Here is a 13216-nt window from a genome sequence, read left to right on the forward strand (position 1 = left end):
AAAAATACTACAATGATTATACTATATGCATGACAATGTTTAAAGGCAGAAAACGGATATTTGCGGAAGAACCCCTGAGTCCGGACAGCAGGGACACGGAACCCGGATTATTCATTTCTTTACAAAAATATAGAACAGCAGTATAATTTGAATTAGTTTTAACTAACTAGACATAATGTATAAAAACGATGAAAGTAATTAAGGAGTAGTAAGATAATGAATTTGATATTTGCAATTTTAGGAATTTGCGGTGGGGTTATTGCCGGAATTGGAGATATGCTTTTGGACTTAAAGGGCAAAGGCAATCAAAAACTTGGAACTTCAAAAAATATAGACAGTAACTGGCTTAATATGAGTGAATGGAGATTTAGGGCATCGGTGATTTGCGGACTGGTGGGCTGCCCTTTAGGCGGTCTTGGTTACATTTCATTAGCCAATCAAATAGAAGCTGCAAATTCCACATTAGCGTTTGTATTAAAAATAGCCGCATTTGTAGGAACTATGGGTGGCTTCTTTATACATACATTTTTAAGTGTACAGCCAATCATTTATAAGCGTATTATGAAAACGAATCAGTTTGAACTGGCAGATGATGTTCTGGAAGGACTGTATGCTGCAATTAAAATACCATTCTTTTTGCTTTACTTGATACTGGCATTTGTTCCAACAACTTGTATGATTATAGCTATTTTTAATGGATTTTTAGATGTGCCGAAGTGGATGGTGCTGATGAATCCGATTGTAACCACTATAATTGGCTGGATTTTGCGGGCAGTGAATAAGGATGTATTCTATGATATGCCAGCTATTATTATGAGCAATGTAGGTGTAGTGCTGATGTGCGTGGTTAGCGTAGTGAACATCTTGGGATAATAACAGGTGTAGAGTAGTAGAGTACGAAGTGGAGAAGTAACATGGCAGTTCAAGTAAAGAGTTTATCAACAGAACAAATAGATGAGATCGCAAGAGCAATCGGTGATTCCTTTTATGATCATGATTATGGCGAGAAGGAGAAGGGAATTGCAAAGTACATAACAGATAGAGAAATGATGACACAGTACATGAAAGTGTTTGTGGTGGCTGGAATGAAAAGCGGAACCCTGTATGCTACCAGTAAAAGAGGCGAAGGCTACATTATGCTGATGGGCTCTAAATGGGAGAAAATAAAAGTGGGTGCAGCAATTCAAATGTTCAAAGATATGATCAAAGCACTTGGCGGTTTCAAAAAGAGTCTGGAATTTTTGAATACGATAAAAAAGGGCGGGGTTGCACTGGATGATAAGCTGAAAAAAGAAAAGAAGAACTATCTTCAGGTAGTAATGCTGGTAGTACGAAAGGAATACCAAAGACAGGGCTATATGCGACAGCTGATGGAATTTGCTTATGAGAAGGCTGATACATACGGTGTGCCTTGCATTCTGGATACTGATGCCAAGAATAAGCTGGATAAATATTGTCATTTGGGAATGGAGCATGTGGCAACTCGCAAGGTGGCAGAAGATTGTTATCTGTATGACTTGATGAGAGGTTAAAAAATGAAACTGGTAGAAAATATTCCTCAAAAGGAACTTGTACGAATTAAAAGAATAGTTGGCGAAGCTTTTATAACCAATGAGTTATTTCATGAGTTCGGTACAGTAGAGGAACGGAAAGACTTAGTGATTAAATACATGGATATCTATGTGGATTATGTATACGAATCCAAAGCACTTTATCAAAATAGCAATGGTTCAGCTTTTATTGGACTGGAATACAGTGAGAAGCAGGCTATACTGCCGAAACTGAAGATGTTGTGGCGCTTACTATTTACAATTCCGCTTCCGATTATGAAAAAGTATATGGGTCATGTCAAACAAATAAAGGACGGAAACAGCAGATATATAGGTCAATCTCATCTAGCAATATTAATGGTATGTGTATCCAAAGATAATCAAGGTAAGGGTTATGCAAGAGAATTGGTAGACTTTGCAAAGCAGATGTCACATGAGAAACAGGTTCCGATTTTGTTCGATACGGATATGAAGGATTATGCAGAGATGTATCAACATATGGGCTGTGAATTATACAATAGCAAAACTGCCTCCAATGGGGTAACCAGGTATAACCTTGTGTGGAAGGATGGAGAAAAACATGAGACATGAAGATTTTAATATGAAAGAGCATGGATTTGTGGGACATCTGGCGGAACCGGAAGGTGGAAGCGACAAGGCAGTTTTAATCATTATGGGTGGTGAACAGAGTATCCTTCCCGGAATAAAGTTTGCGGAGTGATTTGCAGATTATGGGATTACAGGACTGTCGGTATCACTTTATGGAGCGGAGGGGCTTCCCCAATCTCCCAATCAGTGTCCACTTGAGATGTTTATTCCGGCAGTAGAATATTTAAGGAATGAGAAGCACATAGAGCATATCAGCGTTTATGGACAATCCATGGGCTCTATTTTTGCGGTGCTTGTGGCGCAGTATATAGGAGGAATGGAGAATCTGATTATGGTTTCTCCTACACATATACCTTTTGAAGGAACTCTTGCGGACAAGAAGACTATGACAGGGCATAGTGTAGCTGCATGGCAGGAGAAGGATGTTCCATTTGTAAGAGCAGACCTTTCTGCGGTAAAAGCAGGAAAATATCAAAAACATCCGGCGGCTTCCCACAAAGTAACGGGTATGTGGACTGCATATTATAAGGCATATCAGGATAAAGACGTGGAACGCAAAGCTTGGCTTCAGGTAGAGAAAACCAATGCCAGAATTCTGTTGATTGCAGGCGATGAAGATGAAGCGTGGCCTGCAGAATATTCGGTAAAGGCTTTGAAGAAATATTTGGACGATAAGAATTATGAAAAGGACGTAAAGGTGGTTATTTACCCTCATGGCAGTCATTTAAATGGATTGATGCCTAATCGAGAAAGAGAAAAGAAACTGTATCGCATGCTTCCGCTTATTGGGCTTATGTATAAAACATTTGGTAGATACAGAAAAGAAAATATATCATATTTCGAACAATCAGAGAAGGAAATTATTGATTGGATTTGCGCATAAATACAGTTTGGATAGACAGAGGGATATAAAGTATGAGCAACAAAAAATATAAAATCAAAAAAGGTACTGTACAGGAAACGTTGATGATTCCTTTATATGGGCGAAAACTTGCAATGGACATGTACCCAGATATTTTTAATGACAGGGATTGCCAGGAATTGTTTGAGCGAGTGGATTATGAATTTAAAGCACCCGGAAAGATGAAAGCGAAGATTGGTGCCATTATGGGTGCAACCAGACAATACGATATGGCAAGTGCATGCAGGGATTATTTGAAGAATCATCCCAATGCCTGCGTGGTAAATATCGGTTGTGGTTTGGATACCACCTTCAGACAGGTTGATAATGGAACTGCGAAAGGCTACAACATTGATTTCCCGGACGTAATAGCGGTTCGAAATGAGCTGATACCGGAGCGGGAGAGAGAAACCAATATTGCTGCAAATGTTATGGATTTTTCGTGGTTTGAACAGATAGATTATCACGAAGAGGACGGTATTGTGTTCTTTGCGTCCGGCGTGTTCTATTATTTCAAAAAGGAAGATGTGAAGAAGTTGTTTACGGCTATGGCAAAGCAGTTTAAGGGTGGAAAAATTGTGTTTGACGCGACCAATGCTACCGGCTTAAAAAGTATGGCAAAGACCTGGTTGGAGTCAGCAGATATGGACAGTGTAGGTGTTTACTTCAGTATTGAGGATGAGTCTGAATTAAAAGCTTGGAGTAATGATTTTGCACAGGTTATCCTCAAGGGTTATATGACAGGATACAGACCTCTTGATAAGCGTTACGGATTTATTGCTAACTACATCTTCCGTTTTGTGGATAGAACTAAGCGTTGTCAGATGATAGAGATTATATTTAAGGAATAAATGAGATTTCCCAGGGAGAAATTTATGAAAAAGGAATATTTTAATGTAGAAAAAGATGGATTTTACGGTGTGTATTTCGAAAATGAAAAGCTCTGTAACAGGGCGGTAATCTTAATGCTTGGAGATGATGCTAATGATACCTTGGCAATAGGAGGGGCAAAATGGATGCTAGAGAAAGAGTGCAACGTGATGACCATGTCTCCGAATCCTAAAGATTATGGACATCACAGTTATCCATTAGAACGCTTCGAAAAAGTGATTACTTATTTAAAAGTCAAGGGCAATCAAAAGATTGGCATCGGAGGAGCTTCTACTACAGGAATGCTTGCATTAGTAGCAGCATCTTATTTCTCGGACATTACATTGACTTGTGCATGGTGTCCATCGGACTTTGTAATGGAAGCTTTCTATCAGGACGGATTAGATGGTGCGCATGAGCGTCCCGGAGATAATGAATCCAGTCTTACATATCAAGGTAAACAACTTCCATATTTGCAATACGCATATCGTCATCCTGAATATTGGAAGATGATAAAAAAAGAATCTAAAGAGAGTGGCAATTTTATTGCTTCCAGACAGATGTTTGATGAATCAGAGCGCCGATTTCCGCTACGGGAAGAAGCTAAAATCAAAGTGGAAAATATCAAAGGCAAGTTGATTATGGTAGGTGCAGAGGATGATGCGCTTTGGGACACTTGCAAGTATATTCGAAGAATGGTACAACGCTTGGAAAGTTTGCCGCATGATTGTGAATATGAAGCATGGACGTATGAACATGGAACACATTTTGCATTTCTGGAAGGAATGCTTAAAAAGGTATTTCCTGTGGGGGCGGGGTTACTAGTCAGTCTGGCATTTAAAGCAGGAAGACAGCATAAGAAAGAATGTAAGAAAACCCGACTTGATATTGATAAGAGGCTGACAAAAGTGTTGGAACAATGGTAAATATATAGAAAGTATTGAATGCAACTTAAAACATAGCTTATATGGGGCGTAAAGCCTCATATAATTTTACATATGGGTTAGCTTTGGCTAACCAACAATAATTAAAGGAGACAAAAACATTATGAAAAAACTAACAGAGCTTTCAGAAGGGCAGAAAGCAAAAATCGTTGCTATTAACGGCGACAAACGTTATCTTACCAGAGTGACATCCATTGGACTGAGTATTGGTTGCGAGGTGGAGATGTTACAAAATGTAAAACCAAGTCCGGTTCTGGTATATGGTAGAGATACCATGATTGCATTAAACAGAAATGAAAGTACACAGATTATGGTGGAGGTGATATAAATGGCAGAGAGAAAAATAGCACTTCTTGGTCAGCCTAATTCAGGCAAATCAACAATTTTCAACAATCTTACCGGTTCCCGTCAGCATGTGGGCAACTGGCCGGGCAAAACGGTAGAGAAAAAAGAGGGAACATTCAGCTATAATGGAACAACATATACGGTTGCAGACCTTCCGGGGTCCTACAGCCTTTCTGCTAATTCTGACGAGGAGGTTGTAACACGTAATTATATTGCATCAGGAGAGGCAGAGCTGGTGTGTATTCTTGCAGATGCGTCTCAGTTAGAGCGTAGTCTTTTTATGCTTGCAGATTATGTAGGTATCAATACTCCTGCAATGCTTGTACTTACCATGACGGATGTTGCTATGCAAAAGGGCAGAGCGGTTGATGTGAAGGTGCTTGAAGAAAAACTAGGTATTCCGGTAGTTGGAATGGTGGCACCGGAACGTAAAGAATATGACAAGTTTTATAGGGTGTTGGAAGCGGCAATAAAGCAACCAAGATACCTTATTGCAGATGATTTATTTGAATTATATGAAGAAAACGACTTATATCAGGAAGTGCTTACATTGGTTCCGGAGGGAGGAATCGGACAGTATTCTGCACAGTGGCTTGCTGCAAAGCTTATGGATGGTGATAAGGTTGTTGCAGATATGTTGGATAATAAAAATGTGATATCTAACTTTATGGAAAAAGCTAAAAACGGTAGCCTTATAACAAGTGATTGTAAGTTTGCTTGGATTGGAAAGTTGATTGAGGGAGCGGTATCAAAGACCAAGGCTACATCAGAGATTTTGACAAAGTTTGACCGTGCGGCAATCAGTAAGACAAAAGGAAAATGGATTGCTATCGGTATTGTTCTGGCGGCACTCTGTGGTTCTATGGTGGTGGCGGCTCCTTTTATGGGAATTGGTTTTGCGATGATACCTCCGCTTTCGTCCCTGGTAAGATCCATTGTATTTTCAGTGGGTGGTCCTGACTGGCTGGCCAGCCTGATAAATACATCTGTGTGTACCCCGCTTGGCTGGGTAATTGCCATGGTAGGCTTTGTGTTTGGCGTAAATCTGGTGTTCGGATATATTGAGCAGGTAGGATATATGGCGCGTGTTTCCTATGTGTTTGACAACACCATGAATAAGCTTGGATTGCAGGGTAAATCAGTGATGCCTTTGCTTATGGGCTTTGGTTGTACCATGGGAGGAGCAGCCGGTGCAAGAGTCCTTGATAACTGGGGGCAGAAGCTTCTTACAATGGCTTTGGTATGGGCAGTGCCATGCGGTGCGATTTTCTCAGTTGTACCGACGCTTGCTACTGCGTTTTTCGGCTCAGGAAGTGTACTTGTAATGGTATTTTTGTTTGCACTGATGTTTTTACATATGTTTGTGACTGCGAAGGTTTTTGGAAGAACCTTAAGTCCAAAGGAAAATAGAGTGGGATTGATTATGGAACTTCCCCCTTATCATAAGCCGCGTTGGAAAGACCTTATTCGAACAACTTTTGGCAATGTTTGGGGAACCTTCAAAAAGGCATTTAGAGTGGTAGTTGTTATCTCGGCTGTGTTCTGGTTACTTTCTTATTCCTTTGTTGCGGGTGAGGCTAGTATCTTGCAGAGAATAGGAGAAACAATTGAACCTGTGACCAAGGTATTTGGCCTGAGCTGGCAATCCTTTATGGCATTCATAGCTTCCATGATTTCCAAGGAAGGCGTTTTGGGTGTATTCAGTGCTATTTACACAGGCGATGGTTCCATTATTGAGATGGCTACCAAGGTAGCGTCTGCAGATGCAAATATTACAGAAATTATGGCAGCATCTATCTCAAGGGCAGAAGGTCTGGCATTGATTGTAGCAGTAACCTTTAATGTTCCGTGTGTAGTTGCCATTGCATCCACTTATCAGGAGAGTCATTCTTTAAAGTGGACGGTACGCATTGCCCTGTATTATGTTGTGACAGCACTGATTCTTTCGGGAATTACATATCATATTGCGAATTTATTTATGTGAGGCGGTTATGAAAATGTCATTACTTGATGTCTTGGATAGCAAAGAAATACGTTCCACAGCGCAGATTGCAGATATACTTAACACATCAGTTGAGATGGTTGAGGCACAGCTGGAACGCTATGAGCAACTGGGGCTGGTAAAGAAAACAGTGATGAATGCGTCTGAACAATGCGGCGGAAATTGTAAAAAATGCAAGGGCTGTAATCAGGCGAAGCATAGTGTGGAGGTAGTATTTTGGGAAAGAATATTGATGGGATAAGAGAAAGGTAGATAATGATATGATAAAGATGGGCAATAAGAATACAAACTATGGAAATTGGGTTCCGGCTGCAATGATGAAGACTTGTGGCGTGGCGATAGCGGTAGTATCATTACTTACTGTAGTATGTATTGCTTTGCAATTTAAGATTCCGGCAGTAATGCTTGGTATTCTTTTGATTGTGATGATTTTATTTACTTTGTATATGAAGAAATGTAGAGATATCTTTGATTTCAACAAGGGCGGAATGATGGGAAAGGTACATCAGTATTTAGTTGACCATATGAAATGGGATGGGGATGGTACATTACTTGATATAGGCTGTGGAGCCGGAGCATTGACTATTCGGTGTGCTAAAGCATATCCAAATGCAAACTTAATCGGAATGGATTATTGGGGAGCAGAATGGAGCTATGCAAAGGAACAGTGTGAGAATAATGCAGAGGCGGAAGGGGTAGCTGATAGAATTAAGTTTCGAAAAGGAGACGCAGGAAATATGGAGTTTGCCACCGAAAGCTTTGATGTGGCAGTTAGTAATTTTGTATTCCATGAGGTTCGCAGTCAGTCAGATAAACGTCAGGTAGTAAGAGAAGCTTTACGTGTGGTTAAGAAAGGCGGATCCTTTGCTTTTCAGGATATGTTCGAGCAAAAAGCATTGTACGGAGATATGAATGCATTTATTGAGGAACTTAAAGCAGAGGGAATTGCAGAAATACATTATATTGGCAATGTAGAGAAGGAAGAATTTATTCCGAAATTTGTTACTGCGCCCTGGATGATAAAAGGTGTAGGACTGATATACGGGAAGAAATAGGAGAAAAATAAAAATGACACTTACAATTTTACTTGCGATAATGATGATGGTGGGGCTTTTCCTGATGCTTTTATCAGGTGTCGGCTTTATTCAGGATAAGCGTTTCTTTACATCGGGCCCAAGGAGGTGCTGGATGTGGTTAAGCCTTATGATGAACGGTTTCCGGGAGCTTATGCGCTGGGGTGGTTCATGCCGTGATATCTATTCTTATGATGCTTGGTGCAATCGTAATAGGTGCTGTAGCCGGAATACAGGAAGGCTATGGATTTGTTCAGTTCTTCGTACGCTTTTTAATAATGCTTCTTTTATTAAAAGCCTACGATATCTTGTTCTTTGACTGGGTTTTGTTGTGTAACGCAGGTTTTAACTTCTTTCCGCATTTTTATGCCGAGACCAAAGAAGTGCTCGGTTGTCATTTGTTTGGATATAGCAAGAAGACACATTTGATGCACATAATAGCATTTCCATTTATTTCAGCGATAATAGCATGGATATGCACTTTGTTTTAAGACATATACAAGGAGATAATGGTTATGTCATTTAAGTACAAATTTTTACTAAAAATGTTTAAAGTGTTAAAGATGCAAAAAATTATGGCGCTGCCGCCTGAAAAGAGCCAAAAACTTTTTCGAAAGGCATATAAGGGTGTGGTGATTCCCAACATGTCAGATGCAGAGCTGGATATAGAAACTGCTCAGGTGGCAGATTCTACTGTAGTATGGTATAAGCATAAAAAAGAAAATCGCAGACTTTGCTTTTATCTGGTAGGCGGTGGGATGTTGAAATACCCAAAGCCCAGACAGGCAAAGGGGCTAATCAAATTGGCCAAGCAATGCAATATAGATTTTGTATTGCCCTATTATCCTTTGGTTTTGACCGGTCATACATTGCCTGATACATATGAAATGTTGTATGAGCTTTATAAAAAGGCATTGGAAAAATACAAACCGAAAAATATATATTTTCTGGGAGGTTCATCAGGAGGAAACCTGGCACTTGGATTAATATCTCATATCAATGCCAAGGGAGAAAAACTTCCTATGCCTGGCAAAATATATGCTTCCTCCCCGGGAACTTTACTGTTAACAGAGGAAGAAAGAAGGAAAGCAGAAGTTTTGGATAAGACGGATGTTATCATGAGTCAGAAGGGAACACTGGTCGTTTGGGAAGGAATGACTGGTGGCAGAGAGGTACCCGATTATATGAAGTATCTTCAACTCGGAGATTATACAGGACTGCGTGATGTGTACTTGAGCTTTGGGGGAGATGAGGTATTTACTGCTGCGGCAGAATCTATCAAGGCAGCATTGGAAAAATATGATGTAAAGGTAACTTTGGAGATTGGTGCAGGGATGTATCACAGCTATGCGGCCATGCCGCTGGTGAAGGAAGCAGAAGAAGGGTATCAGCATATGTGTGAATATATTTCCGGTGCAAATGAAAGGGATGTATTATGATAATAACTGTAATTTTAACGTTACTGATGATAGCGGATATATTGATTGTAATTTTAGTCGGAGTAGGAAATCTTCCCGCTAAGGTGGTTATGAAAACTATGCCACAGGAATTAAAAGAGGAAACTAAGGATCATCCCAATCCGCCATTATGGAGAATGATAATTGGCTTTACTGCGTATATTTTGGGAGTGCTGTTTGCGATTGGAATTTCTGTTTACGCAGGCTATGAAGGAATCTGCCGTGGGTATGGATTTTGGGAAATATTTTTAAGATATATGATCATCTTGTTTGGGTTTAAGTTGTTTGATGTTGTTGTGTTGGATTGGTGGCTTATTACTAAAACTCAGTTTTTTCAACATTTCTTTCCAGAAACGAGAGGTAGTAAAGGCTATAAGCGTTTTGGATTTAATAAAAAGGAACAAGTGATGCAGATAGTAGCATTTCCTTGTGTGTGTGCGGTAATTGCGGCTGTTTGCGTCTGGATTGGCTAGAAGGAGGATATAGATATGTCGAAATTTTTTCAAAATACATGTAAACCCCAAGGACTGGGCGGCAAAATAATGGTAAATATGATGAATAGTGGTCATGCAAAAATGGCAGAATGGGGATTTGAATTTCTTAAACTGAAAGAAACAGATACGGTACTTGATATAGGTTGTGGGGGTGGTGCTAATATTGCCTATATGCTGAAAAAGTGTACCAAGGGAATGGTAAAAGGAATTGATTACTCGGAAGTAAGTGTGGAGAAGTCAAGAAAGGTAAATGCTGATGCAATAAAGCACGGAAAATGTGAAGTCGTTTGCGGAAGCGTAATGGAGCTTCCCTTTAGCGAAGAACAGTTTGATGCAGTAACTGCTTTTGAAACTGTATATTTTTGGCCAGGGCTGGAGAAGGCCTTTGCACAGGTATACAAGGTTCTAAAAGTGGGTGGAACCTTTTTGATATGTAATGAGTCTTGCGGAAAGAATCAGGCTGATGAAAAATGGACCAAGATGATTGAGGGCATGGTGATTTATACTGCTGAGCAGATAAAAGAGTATTTAGAAAAGGCTGGTTTTACTGATATTAAGTTACATGAGAATGGAAAAGGTTGGTTGTGTGTTACTGCAATGAAGGCAGAAGGGTAATAGAAAATGGTAATGAAGCTATTGATTGAAATTCTACTTTTATGGTCTTTGCAAAATCGTAGTTGACGAGTATCTTCCGATAGTTGTATAGCACGAACAAATGTTCTAAAACATATGGACAAATTAGCCTTTATGTGATATGATGTAAAAGCTGTATCACGAATAAAATAGGGTGATTTGTCCATATTTTATTTGTGGTCCGTATAGTTTGAAAATGAGAATTGGGTGACCCAATTGTGCATTTGAGAAAAATTGGAAGAAATTAGAGAACGCAAAATAAATTAAACGACCAAAAAATTGCCTTATAGTGAAACTTTTTACTATAAGTTTTTGAGAAAGAAGTGGTGAAATGGAGTTCAAATTACACAGTGAATTTGCCCCAACCGGCGACCAACCACAGGCAATAAAAGCACTGGTGGAAGGGTTCCAAAAAGGCAACCAATTCCAAACTTTACTAGGGGTTACGGGTTCCGGCAAAACATTTACAATGGCAAATGTAATCGCCGCATTAAATAAACCGACACTCATTATTGCACACAACAAAACCCTTGCGGCCCAATTATATGGCGAGTTCCGCGAATTCTTCCCGGAAAACGCAGTAGAATATTTCGTGTCCTACTATGATTACTACCAGCCGGAGGCGTATGTTCCCTCCTCGGATACCTATATCGCCAAAGACTCCTCCATCAACGATGAGATAGAGAAGCTGCGCCTGTCTGCAACGGCGGCGCTGGCAGAGCGGCGGGACGTGATCGTGGTTGCCAGCGTGTCCTGTATTTACGGCCTGGGCAGTCCTGAGGAGTACAAGAGCATGGTGGTTTCCCTCCGTCCGGGCATGATCAAGGACCGGGACCAGGTGCTTCGGGAGCTGGTGGACATACAGTATACCCGCAATGACATGGATTTGCAGAGAAGCTCCTTTCGGGTGAGAGGAGATGTGATAGAAATAAATCCCGCTCAGGGAGGAGATTACCTGATCCGCATTGAGTTTTTTGGAGATGAGATAGACCGGATTGCGGAGGTGGAGCCCCTGAGCGGAAAGGTTCATGCGGTTTTGAACCATATCGCTATCTTTCCGGCCTCTCACTATGTGGTATCCCAGGATAAGATCAAGGCTGCCTGCGACAATATTGAAAAGGAGCTGGAGGAGCGGGTACGGTACTTTAAGAGCGAGGACAAGCTGATTGAAGCCCAGCGCATTGCGGAGCGCACCAATTTTGACGTAGAAATGCTGCGGGAGACAGGCTTCTGCTCCGGCATTGAAAATTATTCCCGGCATTTGAACGGGATGCCGGAGGGGGCGCCCCCCATGACCCTGATGGACTTTTTCGGGGACGACTATCTTATCATCATAGATGAGTCCCATATGACCATACCACAGATCGGCGGCATGTATGCGGGGGACAGGTCCCGAAAGACTACGCTGGTGGATTACGGCTTCAGACTGCCCTCCGCCTTGGACAACAGGCCGTTAAATTTTGAGGAATTTGAGTCCCATATTGACCAGATGCTGTTTGTGTCGGCCACTCCCTCACGCTATGAGGAGGAGCATGAGCTGCTGCGGGCGGAGCAGATTATCCGTCCCACGGGACTTTTAGACCCCAAGGTGGAGGTGCGCCCGGTGGAAGGGCAGATAGACGATCTTGTGGGAGAGGTAAACAAGGAGACCGCAAAGCACAATAAGGTGCTGATTACCACCCTTACCAAGCGGATGGCCGAGGACTTGACAGACTACATGAAGGAAGTGGGAATCCGGGTAAAATATCTGCACTCGGATATCGATACCTTAGAGAGAGCCCAGATCATCCGGGATATGCGCTTGGATGTATTTGACGTGCTGGTGGGTATCAATCTGCTGCGGGAGGGTCTGGACATTCCGGAGATTTCCCTGGTGGCTATTTTGGATGCGGACAAGGAGGGCTTTTTGAGAAGCGAGACTTCTCTGATACAGACCATCGGACGTGCTGCCAGAAATGCAGAGGGACATGTGATCATGTATGCGGACACTATCACAGATTCCATGAGGGCTGCACTGGAGGAAACCAACAGGCGGCGAGAGATTCAGATGAAGTATAATGAGGAGCACGGCATCACCCCCCAGACCATAAAGAAAGCAGTGAGAGACCTGATCAGTATTTCCAAGGTGATTGCCAAGGAGGAGCTGCGCTTTGAGAAAGATCCGGAGTCCATGAACCGTAAGGAACTGGAGAAGCTGATCGCAGACATTCAGAAGAAGATGCAGAGGGCGGCTGCAGATCTGAATTTTGAAGCGGCTGCAGAACTCAGGGATAAAATGATTGAGCTGAAAAAGCGGCTGCAGGAAATGGATGAGGAATAATCCGGAAAAGAGACAAGA

Annotated in this window: 15 protein-coding genes; all 15 read left to right on the plus strand. The window is 41.5% G+C overall.

Annotation, left to right across the window (positions count from 1 at the left end):
* Positions 1–216: 216 nt before the first annotated feature.
* The 15 genes from SHK35_RS03245 to uvrB all read left to right on the plus strand — a co-directional run bounded on the left by SHK35_RS03245 (position 217) and on the right by uvrB (position 13198).
* Positions 217–873: a DUF6796 family protein gene (locus SHK35_RS03245; RefSeq protein WP_318708557.1), complete on the plus strand. Its 657-nt coding sequence runs from the start codon at positions 217–219 to the stop codon at positions 871–873.
* Between the two features lie 41 nt (positions 874–914).
* Entirely contained in the window at positions 915–1532 is a 618-nt protein-coding gene (locus SHK35_RS03250) for a GNAT family N-acetyltransferase (RefSeq protein ID WP_318702748.1), read from the plus strand.
* A 3-nt stretch (positions 1533–1535) separates the two neighbouring features.
* Positions 1536–2141 (plus strand): GNAT family N-acetyltransferase, encoded by a 606-nt coding sequence (locus tag SHK35_RS03255; protein WP_318702749.1) that lies wholly within the window; start codon positions 1536–1538, stop codon positions 2139–2141.
* Positions 2131–2271: a hypothetical protein gene (locus SHK35_RS03260; RefSeq protein WP_318702750.1), complete on the plus strand. Its 141-nt coding sequence runs from the start codon at positions 2131–2133 to the stop codon at positions 2269–2271. Before SHK35_RS03255 ends, SHK35_RS03260 begins: the two co-directional genes overlap by 11 nt.
* 87 nt (positions 2272–2358) lie before the next feature.
* Complete coding sequence (locus tag SHK35_RS03265) at positions 2359–3042, plus strand: acyl-CoA thioester hydrolase/BAAT C-terminal domain-containing protein (RefSeq protein WP_318702751.1); 684 nt, start codon at positions 2359–2361, stop codon at positions 3040–3042.
* A gap of 32 nt (positions 3043–3074) precedes the next feature.
* Complete coding sequence (locus SHK35_RS03270; RefSeq protein WP_318702752.1) at positions 3075–3911, plus strand: class I SAM-dependent methyltransferase; 837 nt, start codon at positions 3075–3077, stop codon at positions 3909–3911.
* Between the two features lie 24 nt (positions 3912–3935).
* Positions 3936–4856 (plus strand): acyl-CoA thioester hydrolase/BAAT C-terminal domain-containing protein, encoded by a 921-nt coding sequence (locus tag SHK35_RS03275; protein ID WP_318708559.1) that lies wholly within the window; start codon positions 3936–3938, stop codon positions 4854–4856.
* Between the two features lie 121 nt (positions 4857–4977).
* Positions 4978–5202: a FeoA family protein gene (locus SHK35_RS03280; protein ID WP_318702756.1), complete on the plus strand. Its 225-nt coding sequence runs from the start codon at positions 4978–4980 to the stop codon at positions 5200–5202.
* Complete coding sequence (gene feoB / locus SHK35_RS03285) at positions 5203–7203, plus strand: ferrous iron transport protein B (protein ID WP_318702757.1); 2001 nt, start codon at positions 5203–5205, stop codon at positions 7201–7203.
* A gap of 13 nt (positions 7204–7216) precedes the next feature.
* Positions 7217–7462: a FeoC-like transcriptional regulator gene (locus tag SHK35_RS03290; protein WP_318702758.1), complete on the plus strand. Its 246-nt coding sequence runs from the start codon at positions 7217–7219 to the stop codon at positions 7460–7462.
* A 19-nt stretch (positions 7463–7481) separates the two neighbouring features.
* A complete protein-coding gene (locus SHK35_RS03295; protein ID WP_318702759.1) occupies positions 7482–8276 on the plus strand; it encodes a class I SAM-dependent methyltransferase in 795 nt (264 codons plus the stop codon).
* A 533-nt stretch (positions 8277–8809) separates the two neighbouring features.
* On the plus strand, positions 8810–9733 hold the full coding sequence (locus SHK35_RS03300; RefSeq protein WP_318708560.1) for an alpha/beta hydrolase: 924 nt from the start codon (positions 8810–8812) through the stop codon (positions 9731–9733).
* Positions 9730–10224, plus strand: coding sequence for a hypothetical protein (locus tag SHK35_RS03305; protein ID WP_318708561.1), 495 nt, complete (start codon positions 9730–9732; stop codon positions 10222–10224). The genes SHK35_RS03300 and SHK35_RS03305 overlap by 4 nt, the downstream gene beginning before the upstream one ends.
* 15 nt (positions 10225–10239) lie before the next feature.
* Positions 10240–10860 (plus strand): class I SAM-dependent methyltransferase, encoded by a 621-nt coding sequence (locus tag SHK35_RS03310; protein ID WP_318702762.1) that lies wholly within the window; start codon positions 10240–10242, stop codon positions 10858–10860.
* Positions 10861–11209: 349 nt separating this feature from the next.
* The gene (gene uvrB / locus SHK35_RS03315) at positions 11210–13198 is read left to right on the plus strand and encodes an excinuclease ABC subunit UvrB (protein WP_318708562.1); all 1989 of its coding nucleotides are present in this window, start codon (positions 11210–11212) and stop codon (positions 13196–13198) included.
* Positions 13199–13216 lie beyond the last annotated feature (18 nt).

Origin of the sequence: Candidatus Acetatifactor stercoripullorum, assembly GCF_944382095.1 — a bacterium.
Lineage (GTDB): Bacteria > Bacillota > Clostridia > Lachnospirales > Lachnospiraceae > Acetatifactor > Acetatifactor stercoripullorum.